The 20,081-nt window shown below is 67.5% G+C and carries 13 protein-coding genes; 12 read left to right on the top strand and 1 reads right to left on the bottom strand.

Annotated features, from left to right (window positions below):
- Positions 1–27: 27 nt before the first annotated feature.
- On the bottom strand, positions 28–3,294 hold the full coding sequence (icmF, locus tag P7F68_RS01770; protein ID WP_002944786.1) for a fused isobutyryl-CoA mutase/GTPase IcmF: 3,267 nt from the start codon (positions 3,292–3,294) through the stop codon (positions 28–30).
- A gap of 242 nt (positions 3,295–3,536) precedes the next feature.
- Between icmF and P7F68_RS01775 the strand changes: the two genes are divergently transcribed.
- The 12 genes from P7F68_RS01775 to P7F68_RS01830 all read left to right on the top strand — a co-directional run bounded on the left by P7F68_RS01775 (position 3,537) and on the right by P7F68_RS01830 (position 19,791).
- On the top strand, positions 3,537–4,607 hold the full coding sequence (locus P7F68_RS01775; protein ID WP_277830561.1) for an AraC family transcriptional regulator: 1,071 nt from the start codon (positions 3,537–3,539) through the stop codon (positions 4,605–4,607).
- A 432-nt stretch (positions 4,608–5,039) separates the two neighbouring features.
- On the top strand, positions 5,040–7,142 hold the full coding sequence (locus tag P7F68_RS01780; RefSeq protein WP_004249046.1) for a PAS-domain containing protein: 2,103 nt from the start codon (positions 5,040–5,042) through the stop codon (positions 7,140–7,142).
- The gene (locus P7F68_RS01785; RefSeq protein WP_002934289.1) at positions 7,133–7,861 is read left to right on the top strand and encodes a response regulator transcription factor; all 729 of its coding nucleotides are present in this window, start codon (positions 7,133–7,135) and stop codon (positions 7,859–7,861) included. Before P7F68_RS01780 ends, P7F68_RS01785 begins: the two co-directional genes overlap by 10 nt.
- A gap of 537 nt (positions 7,862–8,398) precedes the next feature.
- Positions 8,399–8,875, top strand: coding sequence for a VOC family protein (locus tag P7F68_RS01790; protein ID WP_277830164.1), 477 nt, complete (start codon positions 8,399–8,401; stop codon positions 8,873–8,875).
- Positions 8,876–9,069: 194 nt separating this feature from the next.
- The gene (locus tag P7F68_RS01795) at positions 9,070–11,067 is read left to right on the top strand and encodes a methyl-accepting chemotaxis protein (protein WP_004248851.1); all 1,998 of its coding nucleotides are present in this window, start codon (positions 9,070–9,072) and stop codon (positions 11,065–11,067) included.
- 228 nt (positions 11,068–11,295) lie between these two features.
- Positions 11,296–12,111 carry a PEP-CTERM sorting domain-containing protein gene (locus tag P7F68_RS01800; RefSeq protein WP_277830168.1) on the top strand — a complete coding sequence of 272 codons (816 nt, stop codon included), beginning with the start codon at positions 11,296–11,298 and terminating at the stop codon, positions 12,109–12,111.
- A gap of 69 nt (positions 12,112–12,180) precedes the next feature.
- Positions 12,181–12,618: a low molecular weight protein-tyrosine-phosphatase gene (locus P7F68_RS01805; protein WP_277830170.1), complete on the top strand. Its 438-nt coding sequence runs from the start codon at positions 12,181–12,183 to the stop codon at positions 12,616–12,618.
- A 243-nt stretch (positions 12,619–12,861) separates the two neighbouring features.
- Positions 12,862–14,382 carry a DUF1538 domain-containing protein gene (locus tag P7F68_RS01810; protein ID WP_277830173.1) on the top strand — a complete coding sequence of 507 codons (1,521 nt, stop codon included), beginning with the start codon at positions 12,862–12,864 and terminating at the stop codon, positions 14,380–14,382.
- Positions 14,379–14,726 (top strand): hypothetical protein, encoded by a 348-nt coding sequence (locus P7F68_RS01815; RefSeq protein WP_004248848.1) that lies wholly within the window; start codon positions 14,379–14,381, stop codon positions 14,724–14,726. Before P7F68_RS01810 ends, P7F68_RS01815 begins: the two co-directional genes overlap by 4 nt.
- Positions 14,727–14,734: 8 nt before the next feature.
- Positions 14,735–15,130, top strand: a complete 396-nt coding sequence (locus P7F68_RS01820) for a CBS domain-containing protein (RefSeq protein ID WP_002933939.1) — start codon at positions 14,735–14,737, stop codon at positions 15,128–15,130.
- Positions 15,131–15,843: 713 nt separating this feature from the next.
- On the top strand, positions 15,844–17,670 hold the full coding sequence (locus P7F68_RS01825; protein ID WP_277830178.1) for a bifunctional metallophosphatase/5'-nucleotidase: 1,827 nt from the start codon (positions 15,844–15,846) through the stop codon (positions 17,668–17,670).
- Positions 17,671–17,916: 246 nt separating this feature from the next.
- The gene (locus P7F68_RS01830) at positions 17,917–19,791 is read left to right on the top strand and encodes a methyl-accepting chemotaxis protein (RefSeq protein WP_004249017.1); all 1,875 of its coding nucleotides are present in this window, start codon (positions 17,917–17,919) and stop codon (positions 19,789–19,791) included.
- The last annotated feature ends 290 nt before the right edge of the window (positions 19,792–20,081 follow it).

Below are 20,081 nucleotides of genomic sequence, written 5' to 3' on the forward strand. Positions count from 1 at the left end.
AAAGGGAGAGGGAGGGAGCGGGTTGCCTTACATGCTGCGGCGGTACTGGCCGCCGACCTTGTAGAGGGCATCGGTGATCTGGCCCAGCGAGCAGTAGCGCACCGCGTCGACCAGCACCTCGAACACGTTGGTGTTGGCGATCACGGCCTGCTGCAGCTTGGCCTGCCACTTCGGCGCCTCGGCCTTGTTGCGGGCATGGAAGTCGGCCAGACGCTTCAACTGGCCCTGCTTTTCTTCCTCGGTCGAGCGCGCGAGCTCGATCTCCTGCTGGGCCTGACCCTTCGGGTTGAGGAAGGTGTTCACGCCGATGATCGGGTAGGAGCCGTCGTGCTTCTTGTGCTCGTAATAGAGCGACTCCTCCTGGATCTTGCCGCGCTGGTAGCCGGTCTCCATCGCGCCCAGCACGCCGCCGCGGCTGGCGATGGCCTCGAACTCCTTGAGCACCGCCTCCTCGACGAGGTCGGTGAGCTCGTCGATGATGAAGGCGCCCTGGTTCGGGTTCTCGTTCTTGGCCAGGCCCCACTCGCGGTTGATGATGAGCTGGATCGCCATCGCGCGGCGCACGGACTCTTCGGTCGGCGTGGTGATCGCCTCGTCGTAGGCGTTGGTGTGCAGCGAGTTGCAGTTGTCGTAGATCGCGATCAGCGCCTGCAGCGTGGTACGGATGTCGTTGAAGTCCATTTCCTGCGCGTGCAGCGAGCGGCCCGAGGTCTGCACGTGGTACTTCAGCTTCTGGCTGCGCTCATTGGCGCCGTACTTGTTCTTCATCGCCACCGCCCAGATGCGGCGGGCGACGCGGCCGATCACCGAGTATTCCGGGTCCATGCCGTTGCTGAAGAAGAAGGACAGGTTGGGCGCGAAGTCGTCGATGTGCATGCCGCGCGCGAGGTACGACTCCACGTAGGTGAAGCCGTTCGACAGCGTGAAGGCGAGCTGGCTGATCGGGTTCGCGCCGGCCTCGGCGATGTGGTAGCCCGAGATCGACACCGAATAGAAGTTCTGCACCTTGTTATGGACGAAGTACTCCTGGATGTCGCCCATCATCTTGAGCGCGAACTCGGTACTGAAGATGCAGGTGTTCTGGCCCTGGTCTTCCTTCAGGATGTCGGCCTGCACGGTGCCGCGCACGGTCGACAGCGTCCAGGCCTTGATCTTGGCGTACTCGTCCTCGGTCGGGTCGCGGCCGTTGTCGGCCTTGAACTTGGCGACCTGCTGGTCGAGCGCGGTATTGAAGAAGAAAGCCAGAATGATCGGCGCCGGGCCGTTGATCGTCATCGACACCGAGGTCGTCGGCGCGCACAGGTCGAAGCCGTCGTACAGCACCTTCATGTCGTCGAGCGTGGCGATGGACACGCCCGAGTTGCCGATCTTGCCGTAGATGTCCGGACGCGGGTCGGGGTCGCAGCCGTACAGCGTCACCGAGTCGAAGGCGGTCGACAGGCGGTGCGCCGGCATGCCCTCGGAGACCCGCTTGAAGCGGCGGTTGGTACGGAAGGCGTCGCCCTCGCCCGCGAACATGCGGGTCGGGTCCTCGCCCTCGCGCTTGAACGCGAACACACCGGCGGTGTAGGGGAAGGAGCCGGGAACGTTCTCCTTCATCAGGAACTTGAGCGTCTCGCCCTCGTCCTCGAAGTTGGGCAGCGCCACCTTGCGGATCTTGCTGCCGGCCAGCGAGGTGTGGGTGAGCTGGGTGCGGATCTCCTTGTCGCGGATCTTCACCACGTACTCGTCGGCGGCGTACAGCGCCTTCTCGGTCGGCCACTGCTCGAGCAGCTTCTTCGCCTGCGGGGTGAGCTCGCCGTCCTTCCAGTTGATGAGTTCGTCAAACGAACCCGCGTCCTTGCCGCACTGCTCGAACAGCCCCTTGGCGATCTTCAGCGACTGGCGCTCACGCGCCACGCGGGCCTGCTGCTCGACGTGCTTGTGGTAGCCACGGACGGTATCGGCGATTTCGGCCAGGTAGCGGGTGCGGTCGGCGGGGACGATGGCACGGCCTTCCGAGGACGCCTTCACGCTCACCACCGGCAGCTTGCTCTTGGCGACTTTCAGGCCCTTGCCCACCAGCGCCGGCAGCATGGCCTGGTAGAGCGCGGTGACGCCGTCGTCGTTGAAGCGCGCCGCCATGGTGCCGAACACCGGCATCTCTTCCGGGCGCTGGCCGAACAACTCGCGGTTGCGCTGGTATTGCTTGGCGACGTCGCGCAGCGCGTCGAGCGCGCCCTTGCGGTCGAACTTGTTGATGGCGACGAAATCGGCGAAGTCGAGCATGTCGATCTTCTCGAGCTGGCTGGCGGCGCCGAACTCGGGGGTCATCACGTACAGCGACAGGTCGACGAAGGGCACGATCGCGGCATTGCCCTGGCCGATGCCCGAGGTCTCGACCACCACCAGGTCGAAGCCCGCCAGCTTGCACGCGGCGATGACTTCGGGCAGCGCGGCCGACACTTCCGAGCCGGTGTCGCGGGTGGCGAGCGAGCGCATGTAGATGTTGTCGTGCTCGATCGCGTTCATGCGGATACGGTCGCCCAGCAGCGCGCCGCCGGTACGCTTGCGCGAGGGGTCGATCGACACGATCGCGAGCTTGAGCTTGTCGTCCTGGTCGAGACGGAAGCGGCGCACCAGTTCGTCGGTGAGCGAGGACTTGCCCGCGCCGCCGGTGCCGGTGATACCCAGCGTCGGCACCTTGGTCTTGGCCGCAGCCTCGATCAGCGCCTTCCTGACGTCGTCGCCGTAGCCGCCGTTCTCCAGCGCGGTGATGATCTGCGCCAGCGCACGGCGATCGCCGGCGGCCAGCGCCTTCAGCACGGCGTCGGCCTTCTGCGGCGCGGCCTTGGTGATGTCCATGTCGCAGCGCTCGACCACGCTGTTGATCATGCCCTGCAGGCCCATCTTGGCGCCGTCTTCGGGCGAGAAGATGTGGGTGACGCCGTACTCGTGCAGCTCCTTGATCTCGGCCGGCACGATCACGCCGCCGCCGCCGCCGAACACCTTGATGTGCTCGCCGCCGTTGGCCTTGAGCAGGTCGATCATGTACTTGAAGAACTCGACGTGGCCGCCCTGGTAGCTGGTGATGGCGATGCCCTGCACGTCTTCCTGCAGCGCAGCATTGACGATCTCGCCCACCGAGCGGTTATGCCCCAGGTGGATGACCTCGGAGCCGGTCGACTGCAGGATGCGGCGCATGATGTTGATCGAGGCATCGTGGCCGTCGAACAGGGCCGCGGCGGTGACGAAGCGCACCTTGTTCTTCGGCTTGTAGGGCGACAGCTTGTGCGCAACGCTGAGGTCGGTCATTTCGGTCATCTCCAGGTTGGATGAGATCTAACCCTGCAATCTTAGAAGCCCGACACCGCCATTGCCATTGCGCTTGCCGACGCTAATCGTGCAAAATCCGCCAACAACACCCCCGCCGCGCACCGCCCCCCGTAGGCGCGGCGCCCGGCACGCATCGCCCCTCCCCGTAGGAGCGGCGCAAGCCGCGAGGGTTTGAAGGCGACTCGCCCATGGCAATAACGATTCTGTGCGCTCGAACAACCATGCCCGACACCGCCCCCCACTCCACGCTGCCCCCACGCCTGCGCCGCGGCCGCGCCACGGTAGCGCCCGGCTTCGTCAGCGGCATGCTTGCCGGCTACGTGCGCCGCGGCCACGACCCGGCGCCCCTGCTCTCCCGTGCCGGCATCGACCTTGCAGATACAGCCAGCCGCATTCCCGTCGAGCGCTACGCGCTGCTCTACAACCTGTGCATCGAAGCGCTCGACGACGAAGCCTTCGGCCTGCTGCCACAGCCGATGCCGCCGGGCAGCTTCGAATTCCTCTGCCGCGCCATGCTCGGCGCACCAACGCTCGACAAGGCGCTCGGGCGGGCAATCCGCTTTCTGCGCATCGTACTGCCGGGCTTTCGCGTCGAACTGCAGCGTGACGGCGCGCAGGCAAGGCTCCTGATCGACGATGAAGGCCGGCTCGGCCCCCTGGCCGACGACCCCGCCCGCGTGTTCGCGTACGAATGGCTGCTGCGCCTGCTGCATGGCGTGGCAAGCTGGTTCGTCGGCCGCGGCCTCGCCCTCGACGCCGTTCGCTTTCCCTACCCGCGACCAGCGCACGCCGACGACTACGCGCTGGTCTACACCGAACACTCCAGCTTCGACGCGGAACACCTGGTCGCCGAACTGCAGGCCAACCTGCTCGACCTCCCCCTGCGCCGCGACGAGGCCGCGCTCGCCAGCTTCCTCGACGGCGCGCCGGGCAAGATCACCACCCTCTATCGCCGCGACCGCGAGATGGTGTTCCGCGTCCGCGACCTGCTGCGCGACGCCCTGCCCCACAGCCTGTCGCTGGAAAAAGCGGCCGCCCGCCTGCACCTGTCGCCGCGCACGCTGCACCGTCGCCTCGAGGAAGAGGGCTCGAGCTTCCGCGCCATCAAGGACGCCACCCGGCGCGACATCGCCTATGCGCGGCTGACCAAGACCGCCCAGCCCATCGCCCACATCGCCGCCGAACTCGGCTACGCCGACCCCTCCACCTTCTACCGCGCCTTCGTATCGTGGTCGGGCGTGTCACCCGAGCGGTTCCGGCTGCAGCTTGCGCAGGCGGAAAAGACAACGTGACGTTGACGTAAGCGTCAATTCTTGGCCAAACTGCAGGGCTGTGCGCCATGCGGGGGCGGCAAACAAAAAGCTCGCGGCTGGCGCCGCTCCTACGGCAAACCCAACGCGCATCTCCCCCTGTAGGAGCGGCGCCAGCCGCGAGGGGTTGAAGGCGACGTGGGCAGGTGTGGGCCGCAGACCAAAAGCTCGCGGCTGGCGCCGCTCCTACGGCAAACCCAACGCGCATCTCCCCCCTGTAGGAGCGGCGCCAGCCGCGAGGGGTTGAAGGCGATGTGGGCAGGTGGGCGGCCGACGAAAAGCTCGCGGCTGGCGCCGCTCCTACGGCGGCACCGGACAGGGCGCACGGGCACGCGCCATGCAGCAGCCTGTCGCGGCGCACGGCCGATTGTGCAAACATCGCGTGACAGCAACCACGACGGAGAGCGACACAGCATGGCGAAGGCCGACGAGGAGAGCATCACCTATTCCGCGCTGTCGCCCGAACAGCGCCGGCGCTACGACCTGCTGCTCGCCGGCCTCGACCTGCTCGACCAGGCGATCGCGGTGTTCGACGCCACCCCAAAGCTCGTCACCTGGAACAAGGCGCTGCTGCGCCTGCTCGACTTCCCCGAGTCCATGGTGCGCGTGGGCACGCCCTTCGAAGACTTCGTGCGCTTCAATGCCGAGCGCGGCGAGTACGGCCAGGGCGACATCGACACCCTCATCCGCGAACGCGTCGCCGCTGCACGCAGCTTCCAGCCGCACTACGTCGAGCGCGCACGACCCAACGGCCGCATCCTCGCCGTCCGCGGCGTCCCCATCCCCAACCTCGGCTTCGTGTCGCTGTGGACCGACATCACCGAGCAACGCCGCTACGAAGGCGTGATGGAGCAGCAGAACGTACGCCTCGAGGAGCGCGTGCGCGAGCGCACCGCCGAACTCGAGGCCGCCAACAAACGCCTCGCCCGCGCCAACATCGAGATCGACGATATCGCCGAGGCCCTGCGCCGCAGCGAAAACCGCCTGCAGCTCATCATCGACTCCATCCCCGCCCTCATCGCCTACGTCGACCGCGGCGAGATCTACCGCTTCGCCAACAAGGGCTACGCCGACTGGTTCGGCCTGGGCAAGGACGAGATCATCGGCCGCAGCATCCACGAGGTCTTCGGCGAGGACAGCTATACCCAGATCGTCCCCCACCTCGCCCGCGCCCTCGACGGCGAGCGCGTCACCTACGAGTACGCCCGCCGCCTCGCCGATGGCCGCACCGTGCACGCGCGCAGCGTGGTCGTCCCCGAAGCCGACGCCGACGGCACCACGGTCGGCTTCTTCGTGCTGTCGATCGACATCACCGAACAGAAAGCCCACCAGGCCGCACTCATCCAGGCGCAGAAGATGGAAGCCGTCGGCCAACTCACGGGCGGGCTCGCGCACGACTTCAACAACCTGCTCACCATCATCATCGGCAACCTGTCGGTGCTCAACGAGCGCATCGGCGGCGGCGCCGGCTCCGAGTACGTCGCCCCCTCGCTGCAGGCCGCGCGCCGGGGCGCCGAACTCATCCGCCGCCTGCTCACCTTCTCGCGCCGCCAGTCGCTCGAACCGACCTCGGTCGAGGTCAGCGCCCTCGTGCACAACATGACCCACCTGCTGGTGCGCACCCTCGGCGAAACCGTGCGGGTGCGCCTGCGCCTGCCCAGCGACCCGCTGTACGCCCTGGTCGACCCGCACCAGCTCGAGAACGCCATCCTCAACCTCGCCATCAATGCGCGCGACGCCATGCCCGAAGGCGGCGAGCTCACCATCACCGTCAAGCGCCGCACCCTCGAAGGCACCCTCGCCCAGGTCGGCGAGCTCGCCCCCGGCGCCTACGTGCAGATCGACGTCTCCGACACCGGCGCCGGTATCGAGCCCGCCGTGCTGCAGCGCGTGTTCGAGCCCTTCTTCACCACGAAACCTTTTGGTGGCGGCAGCGGTCTCGGCTTGTCGATGGTGTATGGCTTTGTCCGCCAGTCCGGCGGCAACATCCGCATCCGCAGCACCCCTGGCGCGGGCACGCATGTGCGCTTCGTGCTGCCCACGGCCGAGGCCACCCCGGCCGAGAACCGCAAGGCAGCCGAGCCGCCGGCCGCGCGACCGATGCTCGACGGTCCGGTGCTGCTGGTCGAAGACGAACCCGAAGTGCGCAAGGTGATCCGCATGCAACTCACCGCCAACGGCTATCCGGTGATCGAAGCCAGCAATGGCGTCGAGGCCCTGGAGCTGCTGGAGAACATCGACGACATTGCCCTGCTCGTCAGCGACACCGTCATGCCCGGCGGCATCGGCGGGCGCGAGCTCGCCCAGCGCGCCCGCGCGCTGCGCCCCGGGCTGCCGATCCTGCTCGTCACCGGCTACGCCAGCGAACGCGCCATCACCGGTGTCGCCCCCGCCGACGTACCCACGCTGCGCAAGCCTTTCGACCAGGCTACCCTGGCCGCAGCACTCGCCAACCTGCTCGCACCGCAGCCCGCCCCCACAGCGCCCCAACCGGAGCACGGCCAAACATGCCCCTGACCGCGACCGACGCCAACACGCCCGTCATCATGGTGCTCGAGGACGACCCCGAGATCGCCCGCCTCATCTGCATGAGCCTGGGCGAATACGGGTTCCGCTGCGAACACGTCAGCACCGGCCAGCAGTTGCTGGCGCGCGCACGCCGCAGCGCCCCCGACCTGTGCATCGTCGACCTCGGCCTGCCCGACATGGACGGCATGCAGGTCGTGCGCGAACTGCAGGACGGCAGCCCATGCGCGGTGCTCATCCTCACCGGCCGCAACGACGTCACCGACCGCGTGCTCGGACTCGAGCTCGGTGCTGACGACTACATCGTCAAGCCTTTCGAACCGCGTGAGCTGGTCGCCCGCGTGCGTTCTATCCTGCGCCGCTACCAACGCGCAGCCGCCCCCGAGACCCCCACCGAGCGCACCATCGCCCGCTTCGCCGACTGGACCTTCGACGCCAGCCGCCACGCCCTCAGCGCCCCGGACGGGCGCGAGATCAGCCTCTCCGCCGCCGAAGCCAGCCTGCTCGCCACCCTGCTGCGGCGGCCCAACAAGATCCTGTCGCGCGAGCAACTGCTCGGCGAACGCGACGTCGACCCTTTCGACCGCAGCATCGACGTGCGCATCTCCCGCCTGCGCCGCAAGCTCGACGACGACCCGCACAACCCGCGCCTCATCAAGACCGTGTACGGCGCCGGCTACCTCTTCTCCGCCCAGGTCGCCTGGTCCTGATGCAGGCACCGCGGCCTGCTGTAGGCGCGGCCTGCTGTAGGCGCGGCGCAAGCCGCGAGCTCTTCCGGGCGGCTGCGATGAGCCGCGTCGCCTTCAACCCCTCGCGGCTGGCGCCGCTCCTACGGGGGCCGCAACGCGCGTTGGGTTTGCTGTAGGAGCGGCGCAAGCCGCGAGCTTTTCGGGTCCCACCCAACCCCATCGCCTTCAACCCCTCGCGGCTGGCGCCGCTCCTACGGGGGCCGCAACGCGCGTTGGGTTTGCTGTAGGAGCGGCGCAAGCCGCGAGCTTTTCGGGTCCCACCCAGCCCCATCGCCTTCAACCCCTCGCGGCTGGCGCCGCTCCTACGGGGGCCCGCGGCGGTGGTCTTCGCTGTAGGAGCGGCGCAAGCCGCGAGCTTTTTCGGGTCCCACCCAGCCCCATCACCTTCAACCCCCTCGCGGCTGGCGCCGCGCCTACACGAAGGGGCATCCGGGGTGGATTTGTTGCGACTTCCTCTATAATTATGAATTCTTAACTCAACACCTCACTGGAGGCATCATGTCGCAGCGCCCCTTCAAGATCCTCGGTATCCAGCAGATCGCCATCGGCGGCCCGAGCAAGGACAAACTCAAGACGCTGTGGGTCGACATGCTTGGCCTGGAGGTCACCGGCAACTTCGTGTCCGAACGCGAGAACGTGGACGAAGACATCTGCGCGATGGGCGCAGGCCCGTTCAAGGTCGAGGTCGACCTGATGCAGCCGCTGGATCCCGAGAAAAAGCCGGCGGTGCACACCACCCCGCTCAACCACGTCGGCCTGTGGGTGGACGACCTGCCCAAGGCGGTGGCATGGCTCAGCGCCAACGGCGTGCGCTTCGCGCCTGGCGGCATCCGCCGGGGTGCGGCCGGCTTCGACATCACCTTCCTGCACCCCAAGGGCAACGACGAGTTCCCGATCGGTGGCGAGGGCGTGCTCATCGAACTGGTGCAGGCGCCGCCCGAAGTCGTGGACGCCTTCGCGCGCCTGGCGGGCTGACCACGGCCCCGGGGGCGCGCGGCGCGCCCCCGTGCGGCTTCCTGCGTTGCGAGATTGATCGCCGATATGGAATCGATACCGACAAATCCGTAAAGTCGGCGATCCTCGTGTCGATAACTGCAAGACACATCCGCTGAAGATGGTCTCGGACATCGCAGCCAAAGCCCGCTACTCGCCGCAGAAAAGGACCGCAGATGGAACCCGTCAGCCGCCCATCAAGTTCGATCGCCAGCCGCCTTGGCCTGATCGTCGCCCTTCCACTCATCGTCATCATCGTGCTGGCCGTCATGCTCGGACAATCGGCGCTCGAGCGCTCGCGTTCGGCCGAAACCACCGCGCAACTGTCTGGGCTCAGTGCCGCTGTCAGCGAACTGGTGCACCGACTGCAGATCGAGCGCGGCTCGACCGCGGGCTTCATCAGCTCCTCGGGCTCCCAGATGCGTGACGTCCTGCCCGGCTTCCAGCGCGACACCGACACCGCCCTCGCGCAGTTCCGCAGCCGGCACCAGCAGACCATCACCGCCGACACGCCGACCGCCCAGAAGCAGGTCGCCGACGTCGAAAGCCAGCTCGCCCAACTCGCCGACATCCGCAGGCAGGCGCAACAACTGAGCATCGCCATCGGCGAGAGCACGCGCTACTACACCGCCACCATCGACAACCTCATCCAGCTCGCCGCGGGGGCCGCGCATTACAACTCCGACCCCTTGATCGGACAGCGCTCCACTGCGCTCGAAGCGCTCATCCGCGCCAAGGAAGCCGCAGGCCAGGAACGCGCGCTCACCACCGCCGCCTTCAGCGCCGACTGGGTCACGCCCGAGCAGCACCGCACCATCAGCGAACGCATCAACCGCCAGCGCGCCTTCTTCGAGCTGTTCGGCTCGGTGGCGGGCAGCGACGCCCGGGCCGCGCTCAAGCAGATCGAGGCTTCGCCCGAACTCGAAGCCGTCAAGCGCATGCGCGATGTCATGAGCGAGCGCATGACGTATGGCGAATTCGGCATCAAAGGCGCAGACTGGTTCGCGACCAGCACCGCCTACATCGACCGCCTCTATGCCCTGGAGCGCCAGGTCAACGGCGAGATCGCCAAGCTCGCAGGCGAACTGGTCGACAGCAGCACGCGCACCCTCTACATCACCATCGGCCTGTCGGTCCTGGCCATTGGCGCCACGCTGGTGGTGTCGGCCCTGCTCGGGCGCAGCATCAGCCGCCCGCTCAGCCAGGCCGTGCGCATCGCCGAGCAGGTTTCCAGCGAAAAGGACTTCACCCGCAGCATCCCGGTCGAAGGCGTGACCGAAGTGCAGCGCACCGCCCAAGCGTTCAACAACCTCATCGGCACCTTCCGCCACATCCTGTCCGAAGCGCGCACGTCCAGTGAGGGGGTGTCGTCTGCGGCGGCGTCCATCTCGGCATCGAGCACCCAGCTCAGCCGCAGCGCCGACATCCAGGCCGAATCGGCCGCCACCGTGGCCGCTGCCGCCACCGAAGTCTCGAGCAGCGTCAGCGAGACGGCCACGCGCGCCGCCACGGCTGCCGAACTGGTCGACAAGGCCTCGGCCGACACGCACTCGGCGCTGGACATCATGCAAGAGATGGTCGGCCGCGTGGAGCAAGCCGCCAGCCAGGTCACCGCATCGCAGGCCGACGTTCAATCGCTGGCTGCCAGTTCCAAGCAGATCGGCGGCATCGTCGGCGTCATTCGCGAGATCGCCGAGCAGACCAACCTGCTCGCCCTCAACGCCGCCATCGAGGCCGCGCGTGCAGGCGAGCAAGGCCGCGGCTTCGCGGTCGTCGCCGACGAAGTGCGCAAGCTCGCCGAACGCACCGCCTCGTCGACCCGCGAGATCAGCACCCTCATCCACGAGATCCAGCAACACGTCGACAGCACCGTCGACTCGATGCAGGCCGCGGGCGTCAACGTCAGCGGCAGCCTCGAGCTCGTATCGCGCACCGAAGCCGCGCTACGCAGCATCGGCGACAGCTCCGAGCGCGTCGCACAGAGCGTGCAGGGCATGGCCCACACCATCCGCGAGCAGGACATCGCCATCCAGCAGGTCGCATCCAACGCCGAGCGCATCGCCGCCATGACCGAAGAAAACAGCGGCGCCGCACGCACCAGCTCGGACACGGCCGAAGAGCTCGCCCGCGTCGCAAGCGCGCTGTCGAGCCTTGTGGGGCGCTTCCGCACCTGACACCGAGGTCGCGGTACAAGGCTGCCAAACAGCCCCCGAGTGTCGGTTTTTTTTACACCGGGGGCATAAGCACCCCCATCAAATCGCACCATCCACATAAAAATCAATAACTTGTATTTCTGGCATCCGACTTGCTTTGTTGCCACAGCGATTAAGCTCACGCTTGGCACCACCCGGCCAGGCGCAATCTCTTAACCGGTTCAACAACCGATTAAAAGGACCCAGACAATGAAGAAATACGCCCTTCTCGCCGCGACCGCCGCCCTCACCGCCGTGTCGACCGGCGCCTCGGCCGCCTATGTCAGCAACGTCCAGTCGCTGGCTGGCGACTTCGCCATCAGCGGCTTCGCCGACGGCACCCCGCTGACCTACAACGTGGCGCTCACCGGCCTGTCCGGCAGCCTGTCGCTGGCCGCTGCCCCGTCGGGCAGCTACACCGTCAGCGTCGGCCCCGGCCTCGCCGGCGGCACCGGCTACGCCGAAGCCACCTTCTTCGACGGCCCTGGCGGTACCGTCAGCCGCACGATCAGCTCGAACGTCCAGGTGTTCTCGGGCGACCTCAACGTCTCCGGCCTCACCCCGGGCGTGTATCCGTTCGTCTTCGGCATGGGCCTGATCTCCAGCCCGATCTCGTTCGGCTTCAACGGCAGCTATGACGGCGCCACCACCATGGGCGTGCTCGGCCTGCTCAACGGCCTGCTCGGCACCTCGTTCAGCGACCCCACCGGCGCTGGCACCGTCGCCATCACCGGCACCATCACCGACACCAGCGTGACCATGTCCATCACCGAAACGGCCTCCGGCTGGGACGGCGCTGGCGTGCTGCTGGCTGCTGCCGACTACGCTGCCTTCCTGCAGGGCCGTCCGGACTCGCAGGCCGAGCGCATCGCTTACATGCAGAGCCCCACCTACAACCTGACCGACGGCAGCTTCGCCATGCGTAACATCGCCGTCACCGCCGTGCCCGAGCCCGCCTCGCTGGCGCTGCTCGGCCTCGGTCTGGCTGGCCTGGGTGTCATGCGCCGTCGCAAGCAAGCTGCCTGACCTTCCGGTCACGCCGCACCAGCCGACGCCCTCGCAAGGGGGCGTCGGCTTTTTTCTTATAATGCCGCCATGTTCGAAAAGATCCTCACCCTCTGCACCGGCAACATCTGTCGCAGCCCGCTCGCCGAGGCCGTCCTGCGCCAGCGCCTGGCCGATCGTGGCCGCACGGCCACCGTCGCCTCTGCCGGCACCGGCGCCCTGGTCGGCCACGCTGCAGACGCGGACACCCAGGCCATCGCGCTTGCCCGCGGCATCGACCTCTCCGCCCACCGCGCCCGTCAGCTCACCCCCGAGATCAGCCGCTGGGCCGACATCATCCTGGTGATGGAAAAACACCACCTCGAATACGCCACCCACCTCGCCCCCACCGCACGCGGCAAGCTCTTCCTGCTGGGGCACTGGTCCAAGGTCGAAGTCCCCGACCCCTACCGCCTCAGCCAGGACCACCACGCCCTGGCCTGCGACATCATCTGCGCAGCCACCGACGACTGGCTTGCCCGCCTGTAAATCCCGTTGAAAAGCTCGCGGCTGGCGCCGCTCCTACAGCAAACCCAACGCGCGGCGCCCCCTGTAGGAGCGGCGCCAGCCGCGAGGGGTTGAAGGCGACGGGGGTCGGTGGGCGGCCGATGAAAAGCTCGCGGCTGGCGCCGCTCCTACGACAAACCCGGCGCGCGTCGCCATCGACTGGCCCCGATTCCTGGGCGCCATGCGAAAATGTCGGTCGAACATCTCTCCATCAGGTGACCGCGCTTGAACGGCCTCAAGGATTTCCTGCACCTCCTGCAGCACTCCTTCCGCAACCTGCTCCCCATCGTCGTCGTCGTCGCCTTCTTCCAGGCCATCGTCTTGCAGACGGTGCCGGATGGCCTGGGGTCGATGGTTGCGGGGCTGCTGGTGGTGGTGGTGGGCGTGGCCCTGTTCCTGCAAGGGCTGGAGCTGGGCATCTTCCCGATCGGCAAGAACCTCTCCAACGCCTTTGCCAAGCGCGGCTCCCTGCCACTGCTGATGGCGTTCGGGTTCGCGCTCGGTTTCTCCGCGGTGATCGCCGAGCCAGCGCTGATCGCCGTCGCCAGCCAGGCCGAAACGATCAGCGCCGGGCGAGTCGACGGATTCACCCTGCGCCTCCTGGTGGCGACATCGGTCGGCGCGGTGGTTGCGCTCGGCGTGGTGCGCACCATCCTCGGCCATTCGCTGCACTGGTACATGATCATCGGCTACCTGCTGGTGGTCACCGTCACCTTCTTTGCGCCCGAGGAAATCGTCGGCCTCGCCTATGACTCGGGCGGGGTCACCACCAATATCGTCACCGTGCCCCTGATCGCCTCGCTCGGCATCGGCCTGGCGGTATCGATCCGCGGCCGCAACGCGCTCGCACACGGCTTTGGCCTGGTCGCGCTGGCGGTGATGGTGCCGATGATCTCGGTGCAGCTCTACGGCATCTTCGTCTACAGCCTCGGCGCCGGCCCCGCGCTCGCCGCCGCGCAGCCCGCGGCCGGCATCGCCCAGGCCGCTGCGGCCGCTATTCCCGAGCCCGCCGGCATGCTCGGCGCACTCACCGGCATGCTCGTCGACCTGCTCACCATGTTCCGCGACGTGGCGCCGATCATCGTCGTCATCCTGTTCTTCCAGTACGGCGTGATCCGCAAGCCGATCGCCCACCTGCACAAGGTCGTGGGCGGCTTCGTCATGGTCATCGTCGGCCTCTATGCCTTCGTGATCGGGCTCAAGCTCGGGCTCTTCCCGGTCGGGCGCGCCATGGCGGAACAGCTCGTCGCCCTCGACACCTACACCTGGGTATACCTGTTCGCACTGTCGATCGGCTTTGCCACCACCATGGCCGAGCCCGCGCTGATCGCCATCGGCCAGAAGGCCGAAGAAGCCGGCAAGGGGCGGCTCAACGCCAACCACATCCGCATCCTGGTCGCCATCGGCGTGGCCATCGGCATCACCATCGGCGTGCATCGCATCATCACCGGCGACTCGATCCACTACTACATCATGGGCGGCTACGCCCTGGTCATTGCGCTGACCTGGCTGGCGCCCAAGTACATCGTCCCCCTCGCCTTCGACCTCGGCGGCGTCACCACGTCCGAGGTGACCGTACCGCTCGTTACTGCGCTGGGCATCGGGCTGGCCACCAACATCGAGGGGCGCAACGTGCTCATCGACGGCTTCGGCCTCATCGCGTTTGCCTCGATCTTTCCCATCGTAACCGTGATGCTCTATGCTCTTTACGCCGAGCGGTTCAAGCCGACAGGAGAAAAAACGTGAAGTTCTCGGTACTTGTCGCGATCCTCGCCGAGGATCTCGAAGAACAGGCGATCGACATCGCCAAGCGCTCGGGCGCAGGCGGCGTCACACTGCTGGACGGGCGCGGCATCGGCGCCACGGAAAAGAAGACCTTCTTCGGCCTCACCTACGAGGGTAGCCAGTCCGTACTGGTGATGGTGCTCGAGAAGAAGCTCTCGCTCTCCGTGCTCAAGAACCTCAGCCGCGAGCTCGACCTCAAGAACAGCAGCCGTGGCGTGGTGTTCACCATCCCGCTCGAGCACATCGCCGGCATCGACATGCGCCAGATCCAGCAGTTCGAAGAGCACATCAAGCACGACATCTAGGAGCCCCCATGCTGGTCAAGGACATCATGTTGCGCGAAGTGGTGACGGTATCGCCCTTCGCAACCATCCGCGAAGCCATGCGGGTGATGAAGCAGAACAAGGTCAAGTCGCTGGTGGTCGAGAAGCGCGACGCCCATGACGCCTACGGCATCATCACCTACACCAACATCCTCAAGACGATCGTCGCCGAAGAGGGGGACATCGACCTCGTCAATGTCTACGACATCTGCGCAAAGCCAGCGCTGACCATCTCGCGCGAGCTCGACGTCAAGCACGCCGCCCGCCTCATGGTCAATATCGGCGTCCGCCGCCTGCTGGTCACCTCATCCAACGAGCTCGCCGGCATCGTCACCATGTCCGACATCGTCGGCGCCATCCTCAAGCTCGCCGACGAAGAGGCCTGATCGGCCCGAAAAGCTCGCGGCTGGCGCCGCTCCTACAGCAAACCCAACGCGCGTCGCCCCCCTGTAGGAGCGGCGCAAGCCGCGAGGGGTTGAAGGCGACGGGGGTCGGTGGGCAGCCGATTAAAAGCTCGCGGCTGGCGCCGCTCCTACAGCAAACCCAACGCGCGTCGCCCCCCTGTAGGAGCGGCGCAAGCCGCGAGGGGTTGAAGGCGACGGGGGTGGGCGGGCAGCCGATGAAAAGCTCGCGGCTGGCGCCGCTCCTACGGCAAACCCACCGCGCGTCGCCCCCTGTAGGAGCGGCGCCAGCCGCGAGGGGTTGAAGGCGACAGGGGTCGGTGGACGGTCGACTAAAAGCTCGCGGCTGGCGCCGCTCCTACAGCAAACCCAACGCGCGTCGCCCCCTGTAGGAGCGGCGCGAGCCGCGAGGGTTTGAAGGCGACGGGGGTGGGTGGGCAGCCGATTAAAAGCTCGCGGCTGGCGCCGCTCCTACGGCAAACCCAACGCGCGCCGCCCCCCTGTAGGAGCGGCGCAAGCCGCGAGGGTTTGAAGGCGACGGGGGTGGGTGGGCAGCCGATTAAAAGCTCGCGGCTGGCGCCGCTCCTACAGCAAACCCAACGCGCGTCGCGAGGGGGCGTTGGGGCTGGCTTTAACAGGCACTTCATATCACGCAGGGACACTGCCGGGTGTCATTCCCTGTCCATTCGAGGTCCCTCATGAATCACGCCGTCATCCCGGCCGTTGCCGTCCTCGCGGGCGCGCTTGCGCTTGCAGGTTGCATCAGCGATTCGGATACACCCAAGCCCGACTTCCCGCTCGCAATCCTGCACATCAACGACCACCACTCCAATCTCGACGAAGCCAGCGCCACGCTGCGCCTGGCCACCGACGCCAGCGGCACGCGCAGTAACGTCAGCGTCGGCATGGGCGGTTTTCCGCGCGTGGTGACGGCGATCGACGAGCTGGCCACGCGCCACGGCAATGTCCTCAAGCTGCACGCGGGCGATGCCATTACCGGCACGCTCTACTACACCCTCACCGAAGGCAAGTCCGATGCCGACCTGATGAACGAGGTGTGCTTCGACGCCATGGCAGTGGGCAACCACGAATTCGACGCGGGTGATGCCGGTCTGCGCAGCTTCATCGACGACCTGTGGGCGAGCCCCACCTGCCGCACGCCGCTGCTGTCGGCCAACCTGTCGCTGCGCGCGGGCTCGCCGATCGGCAGCGACGGCGTACGCCCCGCCGTGGTGATCGAGCGTGGCGGCGAGCGCATCGGCATCATCGGCCTCACCATCGCCGACAAAACCCAGAACGCATCGCGCCCCGACCCCGGCACCCGCCTGCTCGACGAACGCGAGGCCGCCCAGCGCGAGATCGACCGCCTGCACGCGCAAGGCATCGACAAGATCGTGCTGCTCACCCACATGGGCTATGCACAGGACCAGGCCCTGGCTGCGCAGCTGTCGGGCGTCGACGTCATCGTCGGCGGCGACTCGCACAGCCTGCTCGGCGACGACAGCCTGCGCGACTACGGTCTGTCGCCGGTCGGCGCCTACCCCACGGTCGCTGCCGACAAGGACGGCAACACCGTCTGCATCGCCCAGGCCTGGCAGTACAGCGCCGTCGTCGGCGAGCTGGAGGTCGTCTTCGACGGCCGCGGCAAGGTCAAGTCCTGCGGCGGCCAGCCCCATGTCCTCATCGGCAGCACGCTGGGCACGCTCAGCGGCGACGCCCTCACCTTCGCCCAGGCCGACCTCGCCCGCCAGCCCGCGCTGCGCGTCACCGCGCCCAACGCCCAGGCTGCCAGCGTGCTCGCCGACTACACCCGCCAGGTGACCGACTTCGGCGCCGAGCCCGTCGCCAACGCGCAAACCAACCTCTGCCTGCGCCGCGTGCCCGGCACCGCCCGCGACGGCTCGCGCTCGCGCCTCGCCGGCTGCAACGACGACCCCCATGTCATTGCCCACGGCGGCGACGTCCAGCAACTCGTCGCCGAAGCCTTCCTGCGCCAGGGCCAGCGCTTTGGCGGCGCCGACATTTCGCTGCAGAACGGCGGTGGCGTGCGCGTCGACCTCGCCATGGGCACGGTCACGGTGGGCAACATCTACACCGTGCTGCCGTTCAAGAACACGCTGGTCGCACTCGACATGAGCGGCGCAGAGATCCGCGCCGCACTCGAAGACGCCATGCAGAGCGTGGTCGCCGGCAACACCGGCTCCTACCCCTACGCCGGCGCGCTGCGCTGGCAGGTCGACCTGCGCCAGCCGCGCGGCAGCCGCATCAGCGCCCTGGAGCACCGCAACGCTGGCGGCAGCTGGGTCGCGCTCGACGACAGCGCCCGCTACCGGGTGATCACCAACGACTTCATCGCCGACGGCCAGGACGGCTACACCACGCTGGGCACCATCAGCGGCGAGCGTCGCACCGACACCTTCCTCGCCTACGCCGACGCCTTCCTGCGCTACGCGCTGGACAACCCCGTGCTCGCCCGCCCGGCCACGGCAGACTTCAGCACCCAGGTGTTCATCGACACCCCCTGAGCGCAGGCCTCGCTCAGCCCGCAGCACCGCATGGGGCCGGACCTCGACCACGGGGCCGGCCCCATGCCGTACGCCCGCACGCCTGCACTCCCCCCACGCTTGCTGCTAAGGAATTTCCCTTATATCGCTAAAGATGGCACTTCTGCAGACGATAAATCGGAGCATCATCCACCTGCTGCGCGTTCAACTTCGGCACCCAGGGGCACCCAGCGCGCGGGACCAACCTGACAGCATTCCGGAGCCATCATGCGTTCGATCAAGTTCATGATTGTGGGCCTGCTGCTGACGGTGATCGCGCTCACCGCAGCGGTACTCTCCACGGCATCCTTCTTCCAGCTGCGCGGCCAACTCGTCGGCGCCATGGAAGAATCCACCCGGCTCGCGGCAAACAGCTACGCCGGGCGGATCGCCGAATGGGTGGACACCCGCCGGCGCATGATCGAAGCGCTCGTCCCCATCGCCGTCGACCCCGACGCCCTCACCTTCTTCCAGCGTGCCGCCGAAGGCCTCGCGCTGGACCTGGTCTATGCGGGCTACCCCGACAAGCGCACGGTGTTCTCAACGCCGCAGAACCTGCCGCCCACCTACGACCCCACCGCACGGCCCTGGTACCAGGGCGCGGTCGCCAAGGGCGGCACCATCCTCACCGCCCCCTACGCCGACGCCTCCACCGGCGACCTCATCATCAGCTTTGCCACACCCGTGCGCAGCGGCAGCAGCGTCGCCGCCGTCGTCGCCGCCGACGTCTCCATCCGCAACGTGGTCGACAACGTCCTCTCGGTGCGGCTGCAGGGCGGCTACGCCATGCTGGTGGCGCACGACGGCACCATCATCGCCCACCCCGACGCCAAGCTCGCGCTCAAGAACATCAGCGAGGTCTCGTCCGCACTCGCCGCCAACACCGCACGCCTGGCGAGCGCGCCGGCCGCTCCCATCGAAGCCGCCGTGGGCGGCCAGGACAGCTATGTCACCTGGCAACCGGTCAGCGGCACCGACTGGTCGCTCGTCCTCGTCATCGACCGCGCCGTGGTCGCCGAACCGCTCGGCGCGCTGCTGGCCAAGAGCGTGGGCATCGTCATCGCCGTCGCCCTCGTTCTCGGCGGCATCGCCATCGTGGTGCTGCAGCGCATCCTCGGCGGCCTGTCCAAGATCCGCGACGCCATGCGCTCGATCGCCGGTGGCGGCGGCGATCTCACCCGGCGCATCTCGGTCGACGGCAACAACGAAGTCGGCGAAACCGCCTCCGCGTTCAATGAGTTCATGACCGGCCTGCGCACCACCTTCAATGCCCTGAACGCCGACGCCACCCGCCTCGTCGCCGGCGTCAAGGAGCTCAACGACCGCGTCGACAGCGTCGCCAAGGAGTCGGAAGGCCTCTCCGACATCTCCGCCAGCAACGCCGCCACCGTCGAAGAGATCACCGTCAGCATCGCCCACATCGCCGACAACACCGCCGACGCCGAAAAGCTCGCCGCCGAAACCGGCAAGCTCACCCAGCAGACGGTGGGCCAGGTCATGGCCATCGCAGGCGAAATCGCCACCTCGGCCGGCCAGGTCAAGGACATGGCGGGCGTACTCGAAGGCCTGGCGCGGCGCTCGACCGAGATCGAAGGCATCGTCAACGTCATCCGCGAGATCGCCGACCAGACCAACCTGCTCGCACTCAACGCCGCCATCGAAGCCGCCCGCGCCGGCGAGCAGGGGCGCGGCTTTGCCGTGGTCGCCGACGAAGTGCGCAAGCTCGCCGACCGCACCGGCATCGCCACGCTCGAGATCTCGCAGAAGCTGGGCATCATCCGCAACGAGACCGACGGCGCGGTTCAGCGCATGCACAACACCGTCAGCTCGGTCGAGCACAGCGTCGACCGCAGCGAAGAAGCCAGCCGCCTGGTCGAGGAGATCCGCGGCAAGATCGCCAACGTCTCCGAGCGCATGTCCGAAATCGCCCTCACCATCGCCGAACAGCGCAGCGCCACCACCGCCATGGCGCAAAGCACCGAAGGCATCAGCAGCCGCGTCAGCGAAACCGACATCGCCATCCAGGCCATCCGCGAAACCCTGCACCAGCTCTCCGAAACCGCCCAACGCACCGACACCGTCCTCGGCCGCTTCCACACCTGACGCCCCCCAACCGCAGCGACACCCCCGCACGAGCATCGGCGTCCTGTAGGCGCGGCGCCAGCCGCGAGCCTTTCCGGGCGGCTGCGATGGGCCCCGTCGCCTTCAACCCCTCGCGGCTTGCGCCGCTCCTACGGGGGAGAACTACGCGCAGGCTTTGCTGTAGGAGCGGCGCCAGCCGCGAGCCTTTCCGGGCGGCTGCGATGGGCCGCGTCGCCTTCAACACCTCGCGGCTCGCGCCGCTCCCACGGGGGCCCGCGGCGGTTCGGTTTGCTGTAGGAGCGGCGCAAGCC

The organism is Thauera mechernichensis, assembly GCF_029588855.1.
GTDB classification, from domain to species: Bacteria; Pseudomonadota; Gammaproteobacteria; order Burkholderiales; family Rhodocyclaceae; genus Thauera; species Thauera mechernichensis.

Coding starts and splice junctions, on each gene's coding strand:
- P7F68_RS01785 (WP_002934289.1), top strand. CDS start 7,133: ATGCCCCTGACCGCGACCGACGCCAACACGCCCGTCATCATGGTGCTC.
- P7F68_RS01775 (WP_277830561.1), top strand. CDS start 3,537: ATGCCCGACACCGCCCCCCACTCCACGCTGCCCCCACGCCTGCGCCGC.
- P7F68_RS01790 (WP_277830164.1), top strand. CDS start 8,399: ATGTCGCAGCGCCCCTTCAAGATCCTCGGTATCCAGCAGATCGCCATC.
- P7F68_RS01820 (WP_002933939.1), top strand. CDS start 14,735: ATGCTGGTCAAGGACATCATGTTGCGCGAAGTGGTGACGGTATCGCCC.
- P7F68_RS01800 (WP_277830168.1), top strand. CDS start 11,296: ATGAAGAAATACGCCCTTCTCGCCGCGACCGCCGCCCTCACCGCCGTG.
- P7F68_RS01780 (WP_004249046.1), top strand. CDS start 5,040: ATGGCGAAGGCCGACGAGGAGAGCATCACCTATTCCGCGCTGTCGCCC.
- P7F68_RS01825 (WP_277830178.1), top strand. CDS start 15,844: ATGAATCACGCCGTCATCCCGGCCGTTGCCGTCCTCGCGGGCGCGCTT.
- icmF (WP_002944786.1), bottom strand. CDS start 3,294: ATGACCGACCTCAGCGTTGCGCACAAGCTGTCGCCCTACAAGCCGAAG.
- P7F68_RS01830 (WP_004249017.1), top strand. CDS start 17,917: ATGCGTTCGATCAAGTTCATGATTGTGGGCCTGCTGCTGACGGTGATC.
- P7F68_RS01805 (WP_277830170.1), top strand. CDS start 12,181: ATGTTCGAAAAGATCCTCACCCTCTGCACCGGCAACATCTGTCGCAGC.
- P7F68_RS01795 (WP_004248851.1), top strand. CDS start 9,070: ATGGAACCCGTCAGCCGCCCATCAAGTTCGATCGCCAGCCGCCTTGGC.